This is a genomic window from Cellulosimicrobium sp. BMG9.22 (assembly GCF_059159975.1).
This window is the reverse complement of sequence record NZ_JBZGBY010000015.1, coordinates 43,091-64,942: the sequence shown is the minus strand read 5'-3', so window position 1 is coordinate 64,942 and position 21,852 is coordinate 43,091. Positions and strand designations below refer to the sequence as shown.

Annotated in this window: 22 protein-coding genes and 1 tRNA gene; 8 read left to right on the top strand and 15 right to left on the bottom strand. The window is 73.3% G+C overall.

What is annotated here, in order from left to right; genetic code table 11:
• Position 1 precedes the first annotated feature (1 nt).
• Genes AC4H2H_RS11795 through AC4H2H_RS11770 form a run of 6 tightly spaced genes read right to left on the bottom strand, consistent with a single transcriptional unit; the run spans position 2 to position 7,385 of the window.
• On the bottom strand, positions 2-1,663 hold the full coding sequence (locus AC4H2H_RS11795) for a serine/threonine-protein kinase (RefSeq protein WP_494370995.1): 1,662 nt from the start codon (positions 1,661-1,663) through the stop codon (positions 2-4).
• Positions 1,660-3,120 (bottom strand): peptidoglycan D,D-transpeptidase FtsI family protein, encoded by a 1,461-nt coding sequence (locus AC4H2H_RS11790; RefSeq protein WP_494370994.1) that lies wholly within the window; start codon positions 3,118-3,120, stop codon positions 1,660-1,662. The genes AC4H2H_RS11795 and AC4H2H_RS11790 overlap by 4 nt, the downstream gene beginning before the upstream one ends.
• Positions 3,117-4,736, bottom strand: a complete 1,620-nt coding sequence (locus AC4H2H_RS11785) for an FtsW/RodA/SpoVE family cell cycle protein (RefSeq protein ID WP_494370993.1) — start codon at positions 4,734-4,736, stop codon at positions 3,117-3,119. Before AC4H2H_RS11785 ends, AC4H2H_RS11790 begins: the two co-directional genes overlap by 4 nt.
• Positions 4,736-6,160, bottom strand: coding sequence for a Stp1/IreP family PP2C-type Ser/Thr phosphatase (locus tag AC4H2H_RS11780; protein WP_494370992.1), 1,425 nt, complete (start codon positions 6,158-6,160; stop codon positions 4,736-4,738). The genes AC4H2H_RS11785 and AC4H2H_RS11780 overlap by 1 nt, the downstream gene beginning before the upstream one ends.
• A gap of 6 nt (positions 6,161-6,166) precedes the next feature.
• Entirely contained in the window at positions 6,167-6,667 is a 501-nt protein-coding gene (locus AC4H2H_RS11775; RefSeq protein ID WP_494370991.1) for an FHA domain-containing protein FhaB/FipA, read from the bottom strand.
• A 10-nt stretch (positions 6,668-6,677) separates the two neighbouring features.
• Positions 6,678-7,385: an FHA domain-containing protein gene (locus AC4H2H_RS11770; RefSeq protein ID WP_494370990.1), complete on the bottom strand. Its 708-nt coding sequence runs from the start codon at positions 7,383-7,385 to the stop codon at positions 6,678-6,680.
• 359 nt (positions 7,386-7,744) lie between these two features.
• Between AC4H2H_RS11770 and AC4H2H_RS11765 the strand changes: the two genes are divergently transcribed.
• Positions 7,745-7,827: transfer RNA gene (locus tag AC4H2H_RS11765), tRNA-Leu, on the top strand.
• A gap of 266 nt (positions 7,828-8,093) precedes the next feature.
• Here AC4H2H_RS11765 and AC4H2H_RS11760 read toward each other — a convergent pair.
• From AC4H2H_RS11760 to AC4H2H_RS11745, 4 genes are all read right to left on the bottom strand, one after another.
• Positions 8,094-8,567, bottom strand: coding sequence for a hypothetical protein (locus AC4H2H_RS11760; RefSeq protein ID WP_494370989.1), 474 nt, complete (start codon positions 8,565-8,567; stop codon positions 8,094-8,096).
• Positions 8,568-8,776: 209 nt separating this feature from the next.
• The gene (locus tag AC4H2H_RS11755; RefSeq protein WP_494370988.1) at positions 8,777-9,412 is read right to left on the bottom strand and encodes a Fic family protein; all 636 of its coding nucleotides are present in this window, start codon (positions 9,410-9,412) and stop codon (positions 8,777-8,779) included.
• Entirely contained in the window at positions 9,409-9,585 is a 177-nt protein-coding gene (locus AC4H2H_RS11750) for a hypothetical protein (protein WP_494367638.1), read from the bottom strand. Before AC4H2H_RS11750 ends, AC4H2H_RS11755 begins: the two co-directional genes overlap by 4 nt.
• Before the next feature lie 301 nt (positions 9,586-9,886).
• Positions 9,887-10,309, bottom strand: coding sequence for a winged helix-turn-helix transcriptional regulator (locus AC4H2H_RS11745; protein WP_494370987.1), 423 nt, complete (start codon positions 10,307-10,309; stop codon positions 9,887-9,889).
• Positions 10,310-10,394: 85 nt separating this feature from the next.
• Here AC4H2H_RS11745 and AC4H2H_RS11740 point away from each other — a divergent pair, with 85 nt between their 5' ends.
• Complete coding sequence (locus AC4H2H_RS11740; RefSeq protein WP_494370986.1) at positions 10,395-11,210, top strand: NAD(P)H-binding protein; 816 nt, start codon at positions 10,395-10,397, stop codon at positions 11,208-11,210.
• 60 nt (positions 11,211-11,270) lie between these two features.
• Here the strand turns inward: AC4H2H_RS11740 and AC4H2H_RS11735 are convergent, their stop codons facing one another.
• Positions 11,271-12,275 (bottom strand): helix-turn-helix transcriptional regulator, encoded by a 1,005-nt coding sequence (locus AC4H2H_RS11735; RefSeq protein ID WP_494370985.1) that lies wholly within the window; start codon positions 12,273-12,275, stop codon positions 11,271-11,273.
• Positions 12,276-12,406: 131 nt separating this feature from the next.
• Between AC4H2H_RS11735 and AC4H2H_RS11730 the strand changes: the two genes are divergently transcribed.
• Complete coding sequence (locus AC4H2H_RS11730; protein ID WP_494371026.1) at positions 12,407-12,802, top strand: RidA family protein; 396 nt, start codon at positions 12,407-12,409, stop codon at positions 12,800-12,802.
• Positions 12,803-12,814: 12 nt separating this feature from the next.
• Here the strand turns inward: AC4H2H_RS11730 and AC4H2H_RS11725 are convergent, their stop codons facing one another.
• Positions 12,815-14,086, bottom strand: a complete 1,272-nt coding sequence (locus AC4H2H_RS11725) for a glycosyltransferase (protein WP_494370984.1) — start codon at positions 14,084-14,086, stop codon at positions 12,815-12,817.
• A gap of 100 nt (positions 14,087-14,186) precedes the next feature.
• Between AC4H2H_RS11725 and AC4H2H_RS11720 the strand changes: the two genes are divergently transcribed.
• The 4 genes from AC4H2H_RS11720 to AC4H2H_RS11705 all read left to right on the top strand — a co-directional run bounded on the left by AC4H2H_RS11720 (position 14,187) and on the right by AC4H2H_RS11705 (position 17,767).
• Complete coding sequence (locus tag AC4H2H_RS11720) at positions 14,187-14,837, top strand: TetR/AcrR family transcriptional regulator (RefSeq protein WP_494370983.1); 651 nt, start codon at positions 14,187-14,189, stop codon at positions 14,835-14,837.
• A gap of 69 nt (positions 14,838-14,906) precedes the next feature.
• Entirely contained in the window at positions 14,907-15,281 is a 375-nt protein-coding gene (locus tag AC4H2H_RS11715) for a PadR family transcriptional regulator (RefSeq protein WP_494370982.1), read from the top strand.
• Complete coding sequence (locus AC4H2H_RS11710) at positions 15,281-16,666, top strand: permease prefix domain 1-containing protein (protein WP_494370981.1); 1,386 nt, start codon at positions 15,281-15,283, stop codon at positions 16,664-16,666. Before AC4H2H_RS11715 ends, AC4H2H_RS11710 begins: the two co-directional genes overlap by 1 nt.
• A gap of 114 nt (positions 16,667-16,780) precedes the next feature.
• The gene (locus AC4H2H_RS11705) at positions 16,781-17,767 is read left to right on the top strand and encodes a squalene cyclase (RefSeq protein WP_494370980.1); all 987 of its coding nucleotides are present in this window, start codon (positions 16,781-16,783) and stop codon (positions 17,765-17,767) included.
• 149 nt (positions 17,768-17,916) lie between these two features.
• Here the strand turns inward: AC4H2H_RS11705 and AC4H2H_RS11700 are convergent, their stop codons facing one another.
• The 3 genes from AC4H2H_RS11700 to AC4H2H_RS11690 form a co-directional block, all read right to left on the bottom strand.
• Positions 17,917-18,750, bottom strand: a complete 834-nt coding sequence (locus AC4H2H_RS11700) for an ABC transporter ATP-binding protein (protein ID WP_494371025.1) — start codon at positions 18,748-18,750, stop codon at positions 17,917-17,919.
• A gap of 101 nt (positions 18,751-18,851) precedes the next feature.
• The gene (locus tag AC4H2H_RS11695; RefSeq protein ID WP_494371024.1) at positions 18,852-19,937 is read right to left on the bottom strand and encodes a FecCD family ABC transporter permease; all 1,086 of its coding nucleotides are present in this window, start codon (positions 19,935-19,937) and stop codon (positions 18,852-18,854) included.
• A gap of 23 nt (positions 19,938-19,960) precedes the next feature.
• Positions 19,961-21,055, bottom strand: a complete 1,095-nt coding sequence (locus tag AC4H2H_RS11690) for a Fe(3+)-siderophore ABC transporter permease (RefSeq protein ID WP_494370979.1) — start codon at positions 21,053-21,055, stop codon at positions 19,961-19,963.
• Positions 21,056-21,241: 186 nt separating this feature from the next.
• On the opposite strand from AC4H2H_RS11690, the gene idi reads away from it, so the two are divergent.
• The gene (gene idi, locus AC4H2H_RS11685) at positions 21,242-21,850 is read left to right on the top strand and encodes an isopentenyl-diphosphate Delta-isomerase (protein WP_494370978.1); all 609 of its coding nucleotides are present in this window, start codon (positions 21,242-21,244) and stop codon (positions 21,848-21,850) included.
• Positions 21,851-21,852 lie beyond the last annotated feature (2 nt).

The window sequence follows — 21,852 nt, the reverse complement described above, 5'->3', positions numbered from 1 at the left end:
GTCACGATGTCACCCAGGGCACCGCTGCTACGTCGTCCGGCCCGGGGTGTCGGGCGTCGGCCGGCAGGGCGGTCCGCACGGTGAGGGGTGCGGAGGCGGTGGTGGCGTCGTCGTCGTCGGCTCCCCTGTCCCCGAGCGTGGCGAGGGTCGCGACGACGAGCACCAGCAGGAGCCCGAGCAGCGCGACGAGCGGCCAGGTCAGACCGTTCGGCAACCCGCCGATACGTCGCCCGGTCGTCGTCGACGTGCGACGTCCGCCGCTGGTGCGGGCGGGGCCCGCCTGCGCCTGCCGCCGCACCTCGGCGCGCGTGGCCGGGGCGCCCGACGACGCGCGCTCGTCCGTGCGTCCCGTCGCGCCCGGGCTCGTGCGTGCCGCGGTGCGCGCGGGCTGGGGGCGCCGGGAGCGCGTGGCGCCGTGCATCTCGCGCCGTGGCGGGTAGGCGCGCGCGCCGGATCCTGCGTCCGCGTCCTGAGCGTCGCCGGGCACCGGGCGCTCCCAGGGCAGCGCAGGCCCGGGCCCGGCGGCCCGCGGCGCGTCGTCCGCGGCAGCACGCTCGGGCGTGTCGGCAGCCCCGCTCGCACCGCCCGAGCCGGACGTGGTCGACCTGCCGACGCTGTCGCGCGCGACCCACGGCGCGGCGGGGTCGGCCGGGTGCGGGTCGCGCACGGCCGTCGGGATGACGAGCGGCGTGATGACCGGCGCGAGGTCCTCGCGGGGCTGCACGGGCACGTCGGGTGCTCCGTCGGGCGCGACGTCGGGCACGGCGCCGTCGTCGGTGCGGGCGCGCCGGGCACGTCGGGTCGGCGCGGGCGCCGTGACGCGCGACGACCACGGGTCGGCGGCGAGCCGGGCGCCGATCGCGTCGAAGACCCGGGCGAGGGCGTCCGCGGGGTGCGGGCGCGCCAGCGGGTCCTTGGCGAGCATCGCCATGACGAGCTCGGAGAGCTCCGGGTCGACCGACGGCGGCAGCGGCGGCACGGGCTCGTTGACGTGCGCGACGGCGATGTCGACCGGCGTGGACCCCGTGAACGGGCGGTTCCCGACGATCGACTCGTACGCCACGATGCCGAGCGCGTAGACGTCCGACGCCCCGGTGGCGGCCTGCCCGACCGCCTGCTCGGGCGAGAGGTACTGGGCCGTGCCCATGACCATGCCCGTGGCGGTCATCGGTACCTGGTTCGCGGCGAGCGACACCCCGAAGTCGGTGATCTTCACCGTCCCCGAGCGGTCGATGAGGATGTTGCCCGGCTTCACGTCGCGGTGCACGACCCCGGACAGGTGCGCGGCGTGCAGCGCGAGCGCGGTCTGGGACAGGATCGGCATGAGCCGCGCGGGCGGGAGCACGGGCTCGCGCTCGAGGAGGTCGGCCATCGGCTCCCCCACGACGAGCTCCATGACGAGGTACCCGGAGCCGTTCGTCTCGCCGTAGTCGTACATCTGCGCGATGTTCGGGTGCGACAGGGCCGCGCTGTTGCGCGCCTCGGTGCGCAGGCGGTTGAGGAAGTCCTCGTTGCCGGCGTACTCGGTGCGCAGGACCTTGACCGCGACCTCGCGCCCGAGCGCGTCGTCGGCCGCGACCCACACCTCGCCCATGCCGCCGACGGCGATGCGCCGCACGAGGCTGTAGCGGTTGCCGAGCGTCAGCCCCCGGACCGGCCTCATCCGTTCAACACCGCCTCCATGACGGCCTTCGCGATCGGGGCCGCGATCGCGCCCCCGGTCGCCTCGCTCCCCATCGAGCCACCGTTCTCGACGATGACCGCGACCGCGACCCGGGGGTCGTCGGCCGGGGCGAAGCTCGTGAACCACGCGTGCGGCGCCGCGTCCCCGCCGGTCTCCGCGGTGCCGGTCTTGCCCGCGACCTGCACGCCCGGGATCTGCGCAGCCTCCCCCGAGCCGTTCTGCACGACGCCGAGCATCATCTGCGTGAGCTGCTGCGCGGTCGACGGGGAGACCGAGGTCCGCAGGCGACGCGGCTCGGACTGCTGCACGACCTCGAGGTCCGGGTTGCGGATGGTCTCGACGGTGTAGGGGGCCATCTGGACGCCGCCGTTCGCGATCGCCGCGGACACCATCGCCATCTGGAGCGGGGTCACGCGCACGTCGCCCTGCCCGATCGCGGCCTGCGCCGTCTTGGGGGGCGTCGCCTCCTCGTCGGTCGGGAAGTGGCTCGCCGTGACGTCCATGGGGATCTCCATGGACTCGTCGAACCCGAAGTCCTGCGCCTGGTCGCGCAGCGCGTCGTCGCCGAGCGTCACCCCGAGATCGGCGAACGCGGTGTTGCACGAGATGCGCAGCGCGTCGGCGAGCGTCATCTCCCCCGACGGGGAGCAGCGGGACCCGCCGAAGTTCTGCATCGTCGAGGTCGACTGCGGGTACTGGTACTCGTCCGGCGCGGGGATGACCGACTCGGACGTGTACTGCCCGCTCTCGATCGCCGCGGCCGACGTGACGATCTTGAACGTCGAGCCCGGCGGGTAGGTGTTGCCGCGGATGGCCCGGTTGGACAGCGGGTTGCCGTCGGCCGCGAGCAGCTCCTGGAACGCGGCCCCGGCCACCTCCGTGTCGTGGTTCGCGAGCACGTTGGGGTCGTAGCTCGGCTTGGAGACGAGCGCGAGGACGCGGCCGGTCTTCGGCTCGAGCGCGACGACGGCACCCCGCTGGTCCCCGAGCGCGTCCCACGCGGCCTGCTGCGCCGCAGGGTTGATCGTCAGCTCGACGGACGAGCCCTGGGGCTGCTCGCCGGTGAACAGCGCGCTGAGCCGGTCGAGCCACAGCGAGCTGGCCTGGCCGTTGAGGTACTCGTTCTCGGCGCGCTCGATCTCGTCCGTGCCGTTGACCAGCGAGAAGTACCCGGACACCGGGGCGTACAGGGGGCCGTTCGCGTAGGCGCGCTGGAACTTGAAGGCGTCGTCGACCGGCGTGGACGACGCGATCGACTCGCCCGCGACGACGATCGGGCCGCGGAAGTTCCCGTACTCCCGGTACGTCGTGCGCGCGTTGCGCGTGTCGTTGTTGAGCGAGTCGGCCTGCACGAACTGGATGTACGTCGTCGACACCATGAGGGCGAGGAACATGACGAGCACGACGGTCGCGACGCGGCGCAGGGGGACGTTCACCGGGCACCTCCCCACGGTCCGGACCGGTCGGTGGACTGCTGGTCGGGACGACGCACGACCTCGGTGCGCATCTGGTCCACCTCGTCCGCGGGCCCGACGACCGGCTGCACGCCGGTCGTCGCGCGCGCGGGACCCCCGACCACGGCGGTCGCGCCGACCGTGGTGGGTGCGTCGTCGGGCACGGCGCCGACGGTCTCTCCCCGGCCGACCACCGCGGCGGCGTCCGAGTCCGGGCGTGTCCGCGCGCCGCCGGGCGCGACCTGCCCGCGCACGGGCAGCGACGAGGGACGCCGTGCGTCGTCGGAGATGCGCAGCAGGAGGCCCACCACGATCCAGTTCGCGAGCAGCGAGGACCCGCCCTGGGCGACGAACGGCATGGTCAGACCCGTGAGCGGGATGATGCGTGTGATGCCGCCGACGACGACGAAGAGCTGCCACGCCATGACGAACGCGAGCCCGCCCGCGAGCAGCTTGCCGAACCCGTCGCGGACGCCGATCGCCGTGCGCAGGCCGCGCTCCACGAGGATGAGGTACGCGAGCAGGATGCCGATGAGGCCGGTGAGGCCGAGCTCCTCGCCGAGCGACGCGTAGATGAAGTCGGAGAACGAGTAGGGCACCGTGCGCGGGTAGCCGGCGCCCCAGCCCGTGCCGAAGAGCCCGCCGTTGCCGAGGGAGAACAGACCGCCGACCAGCTGGCCGGAGCCGCCCGGGTCGCGTCCGAAGATCTCGGGGTCGAACGGGTGCAGCCACACGTCGACGCGGGCCTGGACGTGGCCGAACGCCGTCGCCGCGAGCACGGCCCCGGCGGCGAAGAGGAGGAGGCCGATGACGACCCAGCTCACGCGCTCGGTCGCGATGTAGAGCATCGCGACGAACAGGCCGAAGAACAGCAGCGACGTGCCGAGGTCGCGCTCGAACACGAGGATCGCGAGCGAGACGAGCCAGACGATGATGATCGGCCCGAGGTCGCGCAGGCGCGGGAGCTGCAGGCCGAGGACCTTGGGGCCGGCCAGGGCGAGCGTGTCACGGTTGGTGACGAGGTAGCCGGCGAAGAAGATCGCGAACGCGATCTTGGCGAACTCGGCGGGCTGGAGCGAGAAGCCCGCGACGTTGATCCAGATCTGCGCACCGTTGATGCGTGTGCCCAGGCCTGGGACGAGGGGCAGTGCGACGAGCACGATGCCCGCGATCATCGCGGTGTACGTGTACCGCCGGAGCGTGCGGTGGTCGCGCAGGAACCAGATCACCGCGAACGCGAGGAGGATCCCGAGCGCCGTCCACTGCAGCTGGCGCGGCGCGAGGTCCTGCAGCCCCCCCGTGATCTGGGAGCCGAGGTCCAGCCGGAAGATCATCGCGAGGCCGATGCCGTTGAGCGCGACCGCCACCGGCAGGATCACCGGGTCCGCGAACGGGGCACGCAGGCGCAGCAGGACGTGCGCGCCGCCGGCGAGCACGACCATGCCGATGCTGTACACCCAGAACCGACCCGGGAGCTCGCCCGTCAGCCGGAGGCCGACGAGCGCGTACGCCCCGATGCCCAGCGCGAGCGCGAGGACGAGCAGACCGAGCTCCGCGCCCCGGCCGGGACGCACGTCGGTGGTCTCCACCGTCGCCATCAGGCCCCCGCGCCCGCGCCGTCGGTCGTCGCCGGGGTCTCTGTCGTCGCCGGGGCGTCGGTGGCCGGAGGTTCGGTGGATCCCTCGGTCGGGGTGTCGGTGGCCGGGGGCTCGTCGGTCGTCGAACCCTCCGACTCCTGGGCCGACTCGGTCACGAGCCGCTCGGCGCGCGCCCGCGCGTCGTCGAGCGACTGCGCGGGGATGGTCGTCTCGAGGCGGTCGACGACGTAGCCCGGCAGGTCGTCGACGCGCGTGCCCGTGAGCTCGACCGCCGTCGACAACGTCACCGGGCCCGCGCTCTCCGGGATGCCGCGGAACACGGCGACCTGGCCGTCGGCCACGCCGACGTAGTACTGCGTCTGGGTCCAGCGGTAGCCCGCCCAGAGCGCGACGCCCAGGCCGGCGACCACGAGCAGGATCGCGACGACGGTCACCCAGCGGCGCGGGGCGCGGCCGGGGCGGACGTCGTCGTCGCCGTCGGAGCCGTCCCCGTCCGCGGTGCCCTCCGCACCGGGCTCGGTGCCGGTCCCGGGTGACGCGCCGTCGTCGGCCGGCGCTCCGGCGCTCGCGCTCGCCATGAGCGCGGCGGCCCTCGCCGCGGGCCCGTCGGCGGCGGACGTCGGTGCGTCGCGGTCGATCGCCGCGGACCCGACGACCTGCGCGCCCGTGCCGGGCGCGCCGCCGTCGGGCAGCGCGTCGACGTCCACGACGTCCGCCACGACGACCGTCACGTTGTCCGTGCTCCCCGCGCGCAGCGCGAGCTGGAGCAGGCGGTCGGCGCACGCGTCGACGTCGGTCTCGTCCGTGAGCGCCTGGGCGAGCGTCTCGGGGCTGACGAAGCCCGAGAGCCCGTCCGAGCACAGGAGCCAGCGGTCCCCGGGCTTCGCCTCCCGCACCGACATGTCGGGCGTGAGGTCGATGTCGAAGTCGCCCAGCACGCGCATGACGACGTTGCGCTGCGGGTGGGTCTCCGCCTCGTCCGCCGAGATGCGGCCCGTGTCCACGAGGTGCTGGACGAACGTGTGGTCCGTCGTGACCTGGGCGAGCTCGCCGTCGCGCAGGAGATAGGCCCGCGAGTCCCCGAGGTGCGCCATGGCGAGCTTGTTGCCCGAGCGCAGGATCGCGGTGACGGTCGTGCCCATGCCGGCGAGCTCGGGGTCGGTGACGCTGCGCTCGACGAGGTCCTGGCGCGCGTGGTCGATCGAGCGCTCGAGCTCGGCGAGGGCGTCGTCCGGGCCGTGCGACTCGCCGTCGAGCGGCGCGAGCGCCGCGATCGCGATCGACGACGCGACGTCGCCCCCCGCGTGCCCGCCCATGCCGTCGGCGACGACGAGGAGGTGCGGGCCCGCGTAGCCGGAGTCCTGGTTGTTGGAGCGCACGAGCCCGACGTCGGAGCGCGCGGCGTAGCGCAGGGCGATGTTCACTGCGGGCTACCTCTGCAGCTCGACGACGGACTGACCGATCCGCACCCGCGTCCCCGGACCCATGGGCGTCACCTGACCGATGCGCTGGTCCTCGACGTAGGTGCCGTTGGTGGAGCCGAGGTCCTCGACGAACCAGCCACCGTGCTGCGGGAAGATGCGCGCGTGGCGCGACGAGGAGTAGTCGTCGTCGAGGACGAGCGTGCAGCTCGGTGCGCGCCCGATGAGGATCGACGACGTCGTGAGCGGGATCGTCGTGCCCGTCAGCGGGCCCGCGGTCACGACGAGACGCGAGGGCCCCGCGGGTGCGGACTGGCGCGCGGGCTCGGCGGCCGCCGTCGGCGTGGGGCCCGACGTCGGGCGGTCCGCGGGTGCGCCCTTGCGGCCTCGCCGCGGCGTGATCTTCGTGCCGTACAGGTCGCGCCGCAGCACCCCGATCGCGGAGAGCACGAACACCCAGAGCAGCACCAGGTAGCCCAGCCGCAGCAGGGTGAACGTGAGGTCGGTCATGCGGGCCGGATCACCACTCCTCGTTGTCTGACGCGCCGGTCCAGAACATGATGCGGGTCCGTCCGATCGTCAGGGAGTTGCCGTCCAGGAGCGTAGCGGCCGGGACCTGGTGGCCCTCGACGAACAGACCGTTGGTCGAGCCGAGGTCCGTCGCGATGACGCCCTCCGGCGTCACGCGGATCTCGAGGTGGCGACGTGAGACCCCGGGGTCGTCGACGACGATGTCGGCCTCCGAGCCGCGGCCGATGACCGTGACCGGGCCGGTCAGCAGGTAGCGCTGGCCGTCGATGTCGACGAGCGGGTGGCGGGTGCTCGGGGAGGACGACGTCGCCGGGGCCACGTTGCCACGCACGCTCGCCGAGCGGAGCTGGAAACGGCCGACGTCGAGCGCGTCGTTCTGCTCGAAGCTCACGCTCACCGGCCCGACGAAGGCGTAGTGCTGCGACGCCGCGTACTGCGTGACGTTCGACGCCAGCTCGTCGGCGAGCGTCTCCGCGCCCCACCCCTCGACCTGGCCGAAGTCGTCCACCGACAGCTCGATGGTGAACTCGTTGGGCACGACGGTGCGCTCGCGGTCGACGACGGCGGCGCGGTCGTCCACCTCACGCCGGAGCGCGCTCGCGAGCTCCACGGGCTTGACCTCGCTGCGACCGACCTTCGCGAACGCGTTGTTCACGACGCGCTCGACACCCTTCTCGAAGCGATCCAGGACTCCCATGCCACCTCCTCCCGTTCCTCGCTCCTGCACGACGTACCTGCGCGACGCACCAGCACGACCTGCCCGCGCTACAGGGCCCGTCGGACCTGCGTCCAGGCAGAGTACCTAGATCGTATCGACCACGTCTGCGCGATCGGCCCGATTCGTCGCCCGATCTCCGGACGGATGTGGTGCGTTCGTGGCGGAGCCTGTGAACGTCGGGCACCCGCCCGGTGACGGCACCCCTGTGTCGCGCGCCTACGCGCCGGCGCCCCACGCCTACGCGTGCGTCCGGCGCGGGGGGACGTCCCTCCGCGCCGGGCACAAGGGTCCGCGCGATTCCGGGGCCAGCGTTGCCCCGTGCTAGTCTTCTGCGGCACGCGCGAGTGGCGGAATGGCAGACGCGCTGGCTTCAGGTGCCAGTGTCCGAAAGGGCGTGGGGGTTCAAGTCCCCCCTCGCGCACGTGACGAGGGTTTCGACTTCTGAGTCGGAAGACCTTCGGAAAGTCCCGGTCAGGTGATCCTGGCCGGGACTTTCTGCGTCCCGGGACCGGTGCGGAGCGGGGGACGACGACGTTCGGCGGCTTTGGGCGTGGCAGGTCAGGGTCCCGGGGGTGCTCAGGGCGGGTTGGGCGGTGTGCGGAGGTGTCGGAGGGCACGTCGGAGCGTCGCGCGGGCTGTGGTTCGTGCCTGGTGTCGCTGCCGCGTGTGCGCGAAGCTGTCATGGGTTCAGTGCGAAGCGGGGCGATCCCCTTCGCCTGGTGGTCCGCGGCGGTGTCGCCATAGTGACCGGGTGCTTCTGCCGAGGGGTCGGCTGTCCGCGGGTTCGTTCAGCTGTGTTGCCCAGGGGTCGGGTTCGTCGTGGCGGGTGTGCCAGCGGTGGAGCTCGATGGTGTTGTGGGCGGCGAGGTAGATCGCGAGGAGCAGCGCGGTGGCGTGGCGGTCGAGGATCTGGATGAAGCCGCGGTTGAGGTTGGCGTCGGTGAAGCGGATGTGGGCGTTGAAGGTCTCGGCGTAGGTGCGCCTGCTGTAGGAGATGGCCCAGGCTGTCGACTGCCAGGGCAAGGTCTGGCGGTCGCGTTCGTGGGTGGTGTCCGGGACGGTGACGGTGATTCCGCAGTCGGCAGGGGGGGTGGGGGCTCGGCACGTCGTGGTGGGCAGGTGTGTGCCCAGACGCCTGCGGGGTGGTTGTCCGGACAGCATGGCGGGCGTGTGGGATGAACCGGTAGGGCTCGCGCGCGTCGAAGATCGCGCGCGCTCGGGCTTGGCCGGCCGAGACTGGAGCGGGCATGGCCAGGATTCTTCGTACAAGATGTCCCGCTCCGCGGCCGATGGTGGCTCTGATGTGCGCCGGCTTCCAGATTCGCTCCGACTCATGCGCGACGTCGCGCACATCCGGCATTCGGTGGAGTTCAGTCCTTCTCGACCGCGACCAGGTCAACCAGGTCTGCGAGCTCACTGGGGTCGTGAGCCTGGTCGAATCGGCGCAGTGCCGGGATGTAGAGCGTCTTGTCCAGGTCCCAGTCGAGCACGACCGCTGGCTCGTCATCGGGCGTCGCCGCGAGCAGGACGAGGTCGGCCAGTAGGCGGGTGGACCTGCCGTTGCCGTCGACGAAAGGGTGGATCCGCACGGCCTCAGCGTGCGTTGCCATCGCCAGCTGCTTGGCGGTCCAGTCTGAGGTGTGCTCCCAGCGGTACAGCAGGTTCTCGAGCGTGGAACGAAGCTCGACGGCGATCATCACGGGGTCGATGCCGATGCTGAGTTCGCGCTGACGGTACAGGCCCGCCCAGGTCCAGACGTTCTCGTAGAGGCGAGCGTGCAGGTCCCGGAGCGTCCAGTCGGTCAGCAGGTCGGCTAGAGGAAGCTCGCCCGCCGCGGCGCGCACCACTAATGCTTCGCGCACCGCGTCCTCGTACGCCTGCTCCAGCTCGTAGACCGAGGCCTTCGTCAGCGGGTCGCCGATTGCCTCGGCGACGTCCGGCAGGAGGGCGTCCAGCTCCTCGAAGTCGAGCGGGGTGCTGCCGTAGTCCGGGTCGAGCCCGGTCACTTCGTCCGCGCGGGGCGCGCGGCGACGTAGCGGCCCGTGACCGCGGAGCGCGTCGTGGACTTGACGACGCGACCTTCGAGCTTCGCCGACGCTCTCGTCGAGCGCACGGCTGCCCGTGCGGCGTCGCTCGCACTGATCTTCTTGGCCACCTGACCCACCTCCATAACGGTCATCTCCCAGGATAGCGCCGCGCCCTCGACCAACCGGCCGACGCAGTAGGTAAGGACTCATGACGGCGGCTGAAGGTGTGCCTAGATGCCGATCTGGGTGTGCCTGGCACCGGTGCCAGGCCCCCGGACGTGCTGGTCAGGGAGTTTCCGGAACCCCCCACGTGACGTGACGAGGGTTTCGACAAGCCCTCCCCGAGAGTCCCGGTCAGGTGATCCTGGCCGGGACTCTTGCGTTTGCGGTCCTTATGCAGTGACGACGCCGTCCCTGGGGAGCGTGTACCAGCAGGCTGGTGACGTTCGACGGTCAGCGGATCTCGTTGTCCGGGTGCTCGCTGTCGTAGGCCCTACGGGCGTGGGCGATGCGGTCCCGGTGCTCGAGCGACCAGTCCGTGAGTGCCTTGACGAGGTGGGTCAGGCTCGCGCCCGTCCCGGTGAGCCGGTAGTCGACCTGGGCGGGCACGGTCGGGTACACGGTGCGAAGGACCAGACCGTCTCGTTCCAGGCGGCGCACCGTGAGAGTGAGCATGCGCTGGGAGATCCCGTCGATGGCGCGCTGGAGCTCGCGGAAGCGCCGCGGACCGTTGGCGAGCTCGACGATGACCAGGACCGACCACTTGTCACTGACCCGGTCGAGGACGTCGCGTATCCCGCAGTCGGTGTGCTCCGGCTGTCCGCAGGGCTCGAGTTCGGCGGGTACAGCGGTTACCTCGGTGTGCGTGACTGACACGAAACTGCCTCCTTGTGCGCCGTTCTGGGCCGGTTGAAGATCTCACCCTAGTTACTGAACGGAACCACGGTAGGGAGTCAGGACGATGATTATGGTGACCGGCGCGAACGGACAGCTCGGCGCACTCACGCTCCAGGAGCTGGCGGAGCGCCACGTGCCCGCCCTGGGCGGAACGCGATCGCCCGCGGACGGACAGCGGCGGCTTGACTTCGACGACGCGACGAGCCTCGATCTCACCGGCGTCTCGACGCTGGTCCTCGTCTCGGCCGGATACGCGGAGGACGACCACGTCATCGCCCGGCACCAGGCGGTACTGGACGCTGCGGTGCGCGACGGCGTACGCCACGTCGTCTACACCAGTCTCGTCGGTGACGGTGATCACCTCGGCTTCGCGCTCGCCCACCGGGCCACCGAGCGGCTGATCAAGGCCAGCGGGCTCGGGTGGACGGTGCTGCGCAACGGGATCTACGCCGAGCTCTTCGGAGCGCTCCTGACCTGGACGGACGAGGGGGTGGAGTCGGCGTTCGGGGACGGGGCGCTCGCCGCCGTGGCGCGGGAGGACCTGGCGGCAGCGGCAGCCGTCGTCGCCAGCGATCCGACGGCGCACGTCGGCAAGACCTACGACCTGGTCGGCGAACCGATCACCGCTGCCGACGTCGCCGATCACCTGGAGGTCGAGCACAGGACGATCGGGCTCGGCGAGTACCGCGCCCGGCTCCTCGCCGACGACTCGCTGCTCCCGTTCCAGCCGCCGATGCTCGCCTCGATGGCGACCAGCGTTCGCCACGGGTTTCTCGGCGCCACCAGCCCCGACCTCGCCCGGCTGCTCGGTCGGCCGCTCACCGACCCGCTCACCGTCGCCGGGGAGGCGGCGGCTGCGACGCGCCCCGACGTCGGCTGACGCGGCTGCGTCGCGGTCGCCCCGTCCGCCCGAAGTGAGCCGGTACCGGGCGCGCCGTCCTCACACGACGGTCTGCCCCGCGTCGGACACCTCCGGCGGACGCGCGTAGCGGGCCGCCATCGTGACGGCACGGTCCTGCAGGGCGGTGCGCAGGGACTCCGGGGCGAGGGCTTCGGCGTCGGGGCCGAGCTGCCACAGCGCCCACACCGCGTGCCGCAGGTCCTGGAACGTGACCTCCAGGCGGAGCCGGCCGTCGTCGTCGGCCGTCTCGGTGAGCACGGCGAGCGCGGTGCCGACGAGCTCCTCGCGCCGCGCCGGATCGAGGCGCACCTGCACGGTGACCTGGTCGCCCCCGGCCCGGAACCGGGCGCTGCGCTCCCGCCACACCTGCTCGAGGTCGACGCCGGCCGGGCGGTCCGCGGGCTCGGCGAGCGCCTCGGCGGCCAGGATCCGGGACAGCCGGTAGGTCCGGTCGGCGCCGGACACCGTGGCGAGCAGGTAGCCCGTGCCGCGCACGGTGACCAGGCCGACCGGGTCCACGGTTCTCCACGCCGGGTCCCGGTTCGCCGCCGCGTAGCGGATCCGCAGACGGCGGCCGTCGAGCACGGCACGTCGGACGTCGCGCAGGATCGTCTCCGGGATCTCCTCCCGGGCCTGGCGCCGCGCGAGCAGGTCGGCCTCCGGGTCGACGAGTATGCGCCGGGCCGCGTCGCCCGCTGTCGCGCGGTGGCCGTCCGGGAGGGCGTCGACGACCTTGCGCACGGCCGACGCGAGCGCCGGGCCGAGGCCGAGCACCTGCTCACCGCGCCCGGTCGAGGCGGTCAGCACGGCGAGCGCCTCGTCGTGGGTGAGCCCGGTGAGCTCGGTCCGGAAGCCGGGCAGCAGCGCGAAGCCGCCGTGCCGTCCGCGCTCCGCGTAGACCGGGACGCCGGCCGCCGAAAGGGCCTCGACGTCGCGGAGGACCGTGCGGGTGGAGACCTCCAGCTCGCGCGCGATCGTGGCGGCGGACAGCCGGCCGCGCTGGCGCAGCAGCAGCACCAGCGAGACGAGACGGTCGGCACGCACGGTACGAACCTATCCGGATACATGACACAAGGTGTCGTCATTGCCGACCAGGCTCGGCGGTGACGGGCGTCAGGACGTGGGCCACCGGGCCGACGGGCGCTCGTGCTCGAGCGGACGGAGCCGATGTGGCAGTGGAACGAACGGCGATCAACCCGGTGACCTGGTCCCAGGAGCTGGGCTTCAACCAGGGAGAGCTCGTCCGGGGGCACACCCGGACCCTGTACTGCTCCGGGCAGACGGCCATGAGCAAGGAGGGGCGGCCCGAGCACGAGGGGGACATCGGGGCGCAGCTCGCGCTGAGCCTCGACAACCTGGAGGCCGTCCTCGGCGAGGCCGGCATGTCCCTCGCGGACGTCGTCCGCCTGAACGTCTACACCACGGACGTCGACGCGCTCTTCGCGCACTACGGCGTCCTCGCCGCGCGCCTGGGTGCGGCGCAGGTCGCACCGACCACGACGATGCTCGGCGTGACCCGCCTGGCGATCCCGGGTCAGGCGGTCGAGCTCGAGGCGACGGCCGTCGCGTAGCGGGACCGCCCGCTACGTGGTGTGGACGGGCGGAAGGTCCTCCAGCTCGTCCACGAGCGTGCTGTGCTCGGCGTCGCGTCGGATCGCGGCGCCGAGCCGCGCGGCCGCGCGGTCGTACGACGGGTCGCCGAGGACCTGTCGGACGGCCGCCGCGATCCGGTCGGACGACGCCTTCCGCGAGAGGGTGACGCCCGCGCCGCGCAGCGTGACACGCACGGCGTTGTCGGCCTGGTCGCGCCCGTGCGGCAGGACGACGACGGGGCAGCCCGCGACGAACGCCTTGAGCAGGGTGCCGTGCCCGCCGTGCGTGACGACGAGCGCGGCCTCGCGCATGACGGCGTGGTGCGGCGCCGACGCGACGACGTCGACGTTCGCCGTCCCCGGCACCTCACCGGGAGTGAGACCCTGACCGGTCGTCACGATCCCCCGCACGGGCAGCGTCGAGAGCGCGTCGACGATGCGGCGCAGCAGCGCCGCGTGGTCCTGGAACGTCGACGAGAGCGCGACGAGGACGAGCGGGTCGTCGCCCGCGGGCGCGGACCACGGGACGTCGTCGGCCCAGGACGGGTCGTCGAGCACGGGCCCGACGTAGCGCGCGTTGGCCGGGAGCGGGCCGGGCAGGTCGAACGCGGGGCTGGTCATGACGAGCTGGCGGCGCGCGGCGCTCATCTGCTCCCAGGAGCGAGCGAGCGGGGCGAGCCCGAGGTCCGCCCGCAGCGCGTTCAGACGGTCGCGCGTGTACCGGTCGAACCCGCGCGTGGACGCGGCCGTCATCGCCCGGTCGCGGAGCCGTCCGAGGGGGCCGCGCGCGGGCTTCAGGCCCGCGCCGAAGGGGGTGCGGCCCGGCTCGGGGAGCGCGTACACGTTGGGGATCAGCACGTCGAACGGGATGCCGCGCGACTGTGCGGCGATCATGGCGCCGAACGCGAAGACCGACGTGACGACGAGGTCGGGCCGTTCGTCGTCCACGGCGGCGAGGACGTCGTGCGCGAACGCGGGAGCCGGTCCCGCGATCATGAGGTCACCCATGTCCCGCGCCTGCGCGAGGAGGCTGCGCGCCTCCCAGTCCCGGAGCGGGTCGTGCGCGGGGTCGCGGTCCGGGCGGTTGGGCGCGGTGCGCCACGGGACGAGCGTCGCGCCCGTCGCGCGCACCTCGGGCGCCATCGAGTCCTCCGCGAGCACCCGGACGCGGTGCCCGCGCTCCACGAGCCGGCGCACGGCCCCCACCTCGGGCGGCACCGTCCCGCCGCCGTCGGTCAGGGCGAAGAGATAGGTGCGCGGCATGTCGGCTCCCCGGGTGGGCGTGCGCGTGGCGAGAGCGTCGGTCGACGCTACGATGAACACATCGGTAGAGTTACGCTATACCCAATTGAATGGGAGTCAAGTGAAAATCTCGGACGAAACCACGGGCGCCCGCGAGTACCGCAGCCCGGTCCGGGACGAGCGCGCGCTCCTCACCCGGCGGCGAGTGCTCGCCGCGGCTCACGGTCTCTTCGTCGAGCGGGGGTATGCGGCGACGAGCATCGCGGCCGTCGCCCGGGCGGCGGGGGTCTCGACCCAGACGGTCTACAACGTCTTCGGCTCCAAGGCCGGGTTGCTGCGTGCGGTCTACACCGCGCGCCTCGTCGGCGAGGAGGACCAGGTCGCGCCCGAGGAGCGCCAGGAGATCCAGGCTCTCGACGCCGAGACCGACCCCGTGCGCATCATCACCGCGTACGCGCTGCTCAGCCGCGAGCTGGCCGAGCGGCTCGGGCCGCTGCTGCCCGTCGTCGCCGCGGCGGCAGCCGACCCGCACGTCGCCGACGCCCTCGAGGCCCTCGGCGGCGAGCGGCTGTGGGGTGCCGAGCGCGGAGCCCGGCGCCTCGCCCAGCTCGGCGCGCTCCGGACCGGGCTGAGCGTCGAGGACGCACGCGACCGGATGTGGGCGCTGACCGCCGTCGAGCTGTGGCACGGGCTCACGCACGTGCGCGGGTGGACGTCGGACCGGTACGACCGCTGGCTCGTGTCGACGCTCAGCGACGCCGTCCTCGGCTGATCGAACGTCCGACCCATACCTAGGAGTGCTAGGGTAACTATCCCTAGCACCACTAGGCATAGGAGTGCCATGCGTATCGACAAGGACCTCGTGGCCGCGTCGGCCACCCCGCTCGTCCTGGGCATCCTCGCGGAGGGCGAGTCGTACGGCTACGCGATCCTCAAGCGGGTCGACGAGCTCTCCGGCGGCAGGATGCAGTGGACCGACGGCATGCTCTACCCGCTGCTGCACCGCCTCGAGCGACTCGGGCACGTCGAGGCGACGTGGGGTGTCTCCGACGTCGGGCGGCGCCGCAAGCACTACGCGATCACGGCGACCGGACGCGAGGCGCTCGTCGAGCGCCAGGCGCAGTGGGACGTCGTCGCGCACGCGCTCCACCAGGTCTGGCGGACGGCGCAGGACGGGCTCCAGAGCCCGCCGCGCGTCGCGGAGGGGTGGGCCTGATGGCCCCCGGCACGACGGCGCCCGGGGCCGCGGGTGCGGCCCCCGGCCCGCACGCCGAGCTCGAGGCCCAGATCGACCAGTGGCGCGGGTACGTCAGGCGTCGCGAGGCCATCGCGGAGGCCGACGTCGACGAGATGGAGGACCACCTCCGCGAGCGGGTCGAGGACCTGCGCGCGACCGGGCTCGACGACGAGGAGGCGTTCCTCGTCGCGGTCAAGCGCATGGGCAGCCTCGACGACGTCTCGCGCGAGTTCGCGCGCGAGCACTCCGACCGGCTGTGGAAGCAGCTCGTGCTCGTCCGCGAGGAGGAGGCCGGCCGCAAGCGCTCGTGGCGCGAGCTCGCCGTCGTGCTGGCGCTCGCGGTCGGCGCGGGCGTCGCGGTGAAGATCGCGGCCGAGTCCGTGGACGAGGAGACGCTGTACCTCAACGTCGGGCTGCTCGTCCTGCCGTTCCTCACCGCCTACCTCGCGTGGAAGCGGCAGGTCACGGCGCGCGTCGTCGGGGCGCTCGTCGTCCCGTTCGTGGTCCTGGGCATCGTGCTGAACGTCTACCCGTTCGAACCCGCCGGTTCGACCCTCGTCCTCGCCGCGCTGAGTGCGCCGGGCACGCTGTGGGCCGTCGTCGGGCTCGCGTACGTCGGCGGACGCTGGCGCTCCGACGGCCGCCGCATGGACTTCGCCCGGTTCACCGGCGAGCTCGCGGTCTACTTCACGCTCCTCGCGATCGGCGGCGGGGTCCTGCTCGGGCTCACGGGCGGCGTCTTCACCCTCGCCGACGTGGACCTCGAGCCCTACCTCGAGGACTGGATCATCCCGTTCTGCGTCCCGGGCGCGCTCGTCGTCGCGGCGTGGTTGGTCGAGGCCAAGCAGAACGTCGTCGAGAACATCGCGCCCGTCCTCACGCGCGTGTTCACGCCGCTGACGCTCGTCATGCTCGTCGCCGTGTTCGTCGTGCTCGCGACCGCCGGGAACCTCGCCGCGGTGGACCGCGAACTGCTCATCCTCATGGACGCGATCCTCGTCCTCGTCCTGTGCCTGCTCCTCTACTCGGTCTCGGCCCGCGACCCGCTCGCCCCGCGGTCGTTCTTCGACGGCCTGCAGGTCGTGCTCGTCGTCGTGGCGCTCGCGGTCGACGCGTTCGCCCTCACGGCGATGCTCACGCGGATCGCCGAGTTCGGCGTCAGCCCCAACAAGGCCGCGGCGCTCGGGCTCAACCTGCTGCTGCTCGTGCACCTCGCGTGGTCCGCCTGGCTCGCCGCGGGGTTCCTGCGGAGCCGACGGCCGTACGCCGACCTCGTGCGCTGGCAGACCCGGTATCTCCCGGTCTACGCGGCGTGGGCCGCGCTCGTCGCCCTCGTGTTCCCGCCGGTCTTCGGTTTCGCCTGACCGCGCCTACGCGCGGCGGCCGCGCGCCTACGCGCGCGCCCCGCGCGCAGGGACGTGCCCCTGCGTCGGGCACAACGATGCGCGTGGTCCGCGGCGTCGGCGTAGCGTGCGCATGTGGTCGAGCAGACGATCGTCGACTGGCTCCTGGACTCCGACCCGGCGCTGCGCTGGCAGGTGGAGCGCGACGTCGTGCACGTGCCGCCCGCGGTGTGGGAGGCCACCCGGGCGCGCGTGGCGACCGAGGGGTTCGGCGCACGCATGCTCGCGCTCCAGGACCCCGACGGCCGGTGGGCCGGCGGAGCCTACTTCCCGGCCGACGCCGCCGACGCGCCGCTCGACGCCGGGGGCGCGCCCGAGGAGGGCCAGCCGTGGACGGCGACCACCTGGTCCCTGAACGCGCTGCGGGAGTGGGGGCTCGACCCCGCCGTGCTGCGCGCGCGCCGCACGCCCGAGCTGCTCGCGGAGAGCTGCCGCTGGGAGTACGACGACCTGCCCTACTGGGGTGGCGAGGTCGACTGGTGCATCAACGGGTACACGCTCGCCAACGGTGCCTGGTTGGGCGTCGACGTCACGGGGCTCCTCGGGAAGATCCTCGCGGGTCGGCTGCCCGACGGCGGCTGGAACTGCTGGTGGGTCGAGGGCGCCGCGGTCTCGTCGTACCACTCGACGCTCAACGCGCTCAAGGGCCTGCTCGCGTACCAGGCGATCGTGGGACCGAGCGACGCGCTGCGCGCGGCACGTCACGCCGGCGAGGAGTACCTGCTGCGACGTCGGCTGCACCGACGTCTCAGCACGGGTGAGCCGATCGGGGACTGGGCGTTCCGCCTCGCGTACCCGTTCCGCTGGTACTACAGCGTGCTCAACGTGTTGGTGTACCTCCGCCGGGCGTCCATGCTCGACGGGACTCCCCCGGACCCCCGTGCGGCCGACGCCGTCGAGCGCCTCCGCGCGGCGCGGCAACCGGACGGCAGGTGGCTCCAGGGCCGGCGGCACCCGGGCCGGGTGTGGTTCGAGGTCGACGCGCCAGCCGGCGAGCCGTCGCGCTGGCTGACGTACCACGCGACCGTCGTCCTCGACTGGTGGGACGGCTACCTCGGGTGACGGCCGCCGTCGCGCGGACCCTTGTGCCCTGCGCGGGGGTACGTCCCTCCGCGCAGGTCGCGCGCGTAGGCGCGCGTCCGCGGCGCGTAGGCGCGCGCCCCAGGGGCCCGGGAGGCGCGGGAGGCGGGGGCGGAGGGGCGGGTGGGCCGTCAGGCGCGGTGGGGGCGGCCCTCGGGGACGACGAGCGGGGTGCCCGTGACGGGGTCGGCGATGATGCGGCACGGCAGGCCGAACACGTCCTCGACGAGCTCGGCCGTCACGACGTCGGCCGGGGCGCCCTCGGCGACGATCGCGCCGTCCTTCATGGCGATGAGGTGCGTGGCGTAGCGGCACGCGTGGTTGAGGTCGTGCAGCACGGCGACGAGCGTGTGGCCGCGGTCGCGGTTGAGGTCGGCGCACAGCTCGAGCAGCTCGATCTGGTGGGCGATGTCGAGGAACGTCGTCGGCTCGTCGAGCAGGAGGATCGGCGTCTCCTGCGCGAGGACCATCGCGACCCACACGCGCTGCCGCTGCCCGCCCGAGAGCTCGTCCACCAGACGCCCGGAGAGCTCGGCGATGCCCGTGGCCTCGAGCGCCCCGACGACGGCGGCCTCGTCCTCGCGAGACCACTGCCGCAGGAGCTTCTGGTGGGGGTAGCGCCCGCGCGCGACGAGGTCGGCGACCGTGATGCCCTCGGGCGCGATCGACGTCTGCGGCAGAAGGCCGAGGCGGCGCGCGACCTCCTTCGCGGGGATCGTCGAGATCGACCGGCCGTCGAGCACGACCTGGCCGCGGGACGGCTTGAGCAGGCGCGAGAGCGCGCGCAGGAGCGTCGACTTGCCGCACGCGTTCGGCCCGACGATCACCGTGAACGAGCCGTCGGGGATCGTCACGTCGAGGTCGGAGGAGATGACGCGGTCGTCGTAGCCGATCGTGATCGCGTCGGCGTGCAGCCGGTCGGCCGGCGCGACCCCGCCTGCGGCGCCGGCGCCCGTCGAGGTCACGGTCGTGTGCCCGACGGCGGGCGCGTCGCTCGTCGCGTCGCTCGGCACCGCGTCGGTCGTGGTGAGAGTCACCGGCGTCCTTCCGGTTCGGGGGTTCGAGGTCACTTGCGCGCCTCCCGCACGAGGAGCCACACGAGGTAGGCGCCGCCGACGCTCACGGTGACGACGCCGACGGGGAGCTGTGTCGGGGCGAACGCGCGCTGCGCGACGAGGTCGCTCGCGGCGAGGAGCACGGCGCCCATGCACGCGGCGGGGAGGATGCGCACCCCGGCGCTGCCGGTGAGGCGGCGCACGAGCTGCGGGGCGGCGAGGGCGACGAACGCGATCGGCCCCGCGGCTGCGGTGACGAGGGCGGTCAGCGCGACGCCGACGATGACGAGCGCGAGGCGCACCGGCTCGCTGCGCAGGCCGAGGGCGGTCGCGGCGTCGTCCCCGAGCTCGAGCATCCCCATGCGGGGCGCGAGCCACACGAGCGGCAGGGCGATGAGCGCGGCGAGTGCGCACGCCGGCGCCGCCTGCGCCCACGTGATGCCGTTGAGCGACCCCGCGCCCCACACGGCCGCGGCCATCGCCGTCTCGAGGTCGGCCTTGATGATGAGCCACTGGTTGACGGACGCGAGCATCGCGGACACCGCGATGCCGACGATGATGAGCCGGAACCCCTGCACGCCCCGCCGGTACGACAGCACGTAGACGACGGCGGCCGTGACGATCCCGCCGACCAGCGCCCCCGCCGCGACGCCCATGTACCCGCCGCCGAGCACCATGATCACGACGAGCGCACCGGTGTAGGCGCCCGTGCTGAAGCCGATGATGTCGGGGCTGCCGAGCGGGTTGCGCGTGAGCGACTGGAAGATCGCGCCGCTCGCACCGAGCGCGGCGCCGAGCACGAGCGCCATGAGGGCGCGCGGCAGCCGCCACTCGACGACGACCATGTGCACCGGCCCGTCGGTGCCGCCGAGGAGCGCCTGCAGGACCTGGGAGACGGTGAGCGGGTAGTCGCCGGTCGTCAGCGCGACGACCCCGATCGCGAGCGCGACGAGCAGCAGGACGAGGCACACGCCGATCGTGCGCAGGTCGAGCCGGACGCTGACGCGGCCGCCGAACCCACGCAGGACGCGCGTGGGGCGGCCGAAGTCGACGCGGCGCGGACCGCCGTCGTGCGGGCGACCGCTCTCGGGGCGCACGGGCGCGTCGCGGACCGGCGCGCTCACAGGCCGCTCGCCTTCTTCCGGCGGACGAGCGCGATGAGCACCGGCGCCCCGACGAAGGCGGTGACGATCCCCACCGGCAGCTCCCCGGGCATGACGACGACGCGCCCGACGACGTCCGACACGAGCAGCAGGACGGGCGCGAGCACCGCCGAGCAGGGCAGGATCCAGCGCTGGTCCGGGCCGACCGTCCACCGCGCGACGTGCGGCACCATGAGCCCGACGAACCCGATCGGGCCCGCGGCGGCCGTCGCCGCGCCGCACAGGAGCGTCACCGCGATGCCGACGAGCACGCGCGTGCGCCCGACGTGCGCCCCGAGCGAGCTCGCGAGGTCGTCGCCGAGCGCGATCGTGTTGAGCGGGCGCGCCACGACGAGCGCGATGAGGAGGCCGACGAGGACGAACGGCGCGACCGTGGCGGCCATCTCCATCGTGCGGCCCGCGAGCGAGCCCGCCACCCAGAACCGCATGCGGTCGAACGCGGTGGGGTCGAGCAGCGTGATGCCCTGCGAGATGCCGCTGAGCACCGCGCCCAGCGCGACGCCTGCGAGCGTCAGGCGCACGGGCGTCGCGCCCCCGCGCCCCTGCGACCCGATGGCGTACACGGCGACGGTCGCGACGATCGCCCCGGCGAACGCGAACCAGATGAACGACTGGATGTCGGTCAGGCCGAGGAACGCGACCGCGAGCACGACGGCGAAGCCGGCACCCGCGTTGACGCCGAGGATGCCGGGGTCGGCGAGCGGGTTGCGCGTCATCGCCTGGATGAGGGCGCCCGAGACGCCCAGCGCCGTCCCGACGAGCAGCCCGACGACGGTGCGCGGCAGGCGCAGGTCGTGGACGATCACGTGGTCGCCCGAGCCGTCGTAGCCCGTCAGCGCGTCCCAGACCGTCCCGAGCGGCACGGGCTTCGACCCGACGACGAGGCTCAGCGCGACCGCGGCGACGAGGACGGCGACGGCGACGAGGAGGCCGAGCCCGCGGCCGGCGTTGGTCCGCGCGAGCCCCGTGGGACGGTCGTCGCGGTCCGGTGCCGACCCGGGCCCGCCCGGTGGGGCGTCGGCCGGCGCGGCGGCGCTCGCGGACGTGGTCATGCCTGCTCGGATCTGCTCGGGGACGGTCGCTCGTGTGGCGATGAGGTAATGCTCACCTTAATTCACCCCACGGGGCTCCCGGCAAGGTGGTGGCGGGTCCGGACGCCGTGACACCGCTCACGCGGGTGCCCGCACCGCGCGCGAGAGGGTTGCCTCGGGCGCGTGGCCGTGTGCGAGAGTGACGGCATGACCTCCCACGTCCCCGTCACCGCCGACCACGTCGTCACGGTCGACGACCAGGGTCGTCGGACCGGCACGTTCGAGCGCGCCGCGGTCCACACGACCGAGACGCCGCTCCACCTCGCGTTCTCCTGCTACGTGCTCGACGACGCCGGCCGCCTCCTCCTCACGCGCCGCGCGCTCGCCAAGCGGACGTGGCCCGGCGTCTGGACGAACTCGTTCTGCGGGCACCCGCGCTGGACCGAGACGACCGAGGAGTCGATCGTCCGCCACGCGAGCCACGAGCTCGGGCTCGAGATCGTCGACCTCGAGGTGGCCGTGCCCGGGTTCCGCTACCGCGCCGTCGACGCGTCGGGCGTCGTCGAGAACGAGATCTGTCCCGTGTACGCGGCGCGCGCGGTGAGCGGCGTCGAGCCGAACCCCGACGAGGTCATGGAGCTCGCGTGGGCCGAGCCCGCGGACGTCGCCCGCGCGGTCGCCGCCACGCCGTGGGCCTTCAGCCCGTGGATGGTGCTCCAGGTCGCCGCGCTCGGCGCCGCGCTCGGCACGGCACCCGCGGACGGCCCCGGCCCGACGGCGCCGCTCGCCGCCGCGTTCGCGCCGCCCGCCGCCTGACT

What these genes read in the sequence shown, in the direction of transcription:
- AC4H2H_RS11770 (WP_494370990.1), bottom strand. Translation starts at nt 7,385, where the DNA reads ATGGGAGTCCTGGATCGCTTCGAGAAGGGTGTCGAGCGCGTCGTGAAC.
- AC4H2H_RS11775 (WP_494370991.1), bottom strand. Translation starts at nt 6,667, where the DNA reads ATGACCGACCTCACGTTCACCCTGCTGCGGCTGGGCTACCTGGTGCTG.
- AC4H2H_RS11795 (WP_494370995.1), bottom strand. Translation starts at nt 1,663, where the DNA reads ATGAGGCCGGTCCGGGGGCTGACGCTCGGCAACCGCTACAGCCTCGTG.
- AC4H2H_RS11715 (WP_494370982.1), top strand. Translation starts at nt 14,907, where the DNA reads ATGCGTATCGACAAGGACCTCGTGGCCGCGTCGGCCACCCCGCTCGTC.
- AC4H2H_RS11740 (WP_494370986.1), top strand. Translation starts at nt 10,395, where the DNA reads ATGATTATGGTGACCGGCGCGAACGGACAGCTCGGCGCACTCACGCTC.
- AC4H2H_RS11785 (WP_494370993.1), bottom strand. Translation starts at nt 4,736, where the DNA reads ATGGCGACGGTGGAGACCACCGACGTGCGTCCCGGCCGGGGCGCGGAG.
- AC4H2H_RS11710 (WP_494370981.1), top strand. Translation starts at nt 15,281, where the DNA reads ATGGCCCCCGGCACGACGGCGCCCGGGGCCGCGGGTGCGGCCCCCGGC.
- idi (WP_494370978.1), top strand. Translation starts at nt 21,242, where the DNA reads ATGACCTCCCACGTCCCCGTCACCGCCGACCACGTCGTCACGGTCGAC.
- AC4H2H_RS11760 (WP_494370989.1), bottom strand. Translation starts at nt 8,567, where the DNA reads ATGCTGTCCGGACAACCACCCCGCAGGCGTCTGGGCACACACCTGCCC.
- AC4H2H_RS11690 (WP_494370979.1), bottom strand. Translation starts at nt 21,055, where the DNA reads ATGACCACGTCCGCGAGCGCCGCCGCGCCGGCCGACGCCCCACCGGGC.
- AC4H2H_RS11725 (WP_494370984.1), bottom strand. Translation starts at nt 14,086, where the DNA reads ATGCCGCGCACCTATCTCTTCGCCCTGACCGACGGCGGCGGGACGGTG.
- AC4H2H_RS11750 (WP_494367638.1), bottom strand. Translation starts at nt 9,585, where the DNA reads ATGACCGTTATGGAGGTGGGTCAGGTGGCCAAGAAGATCAGTGCGAGC.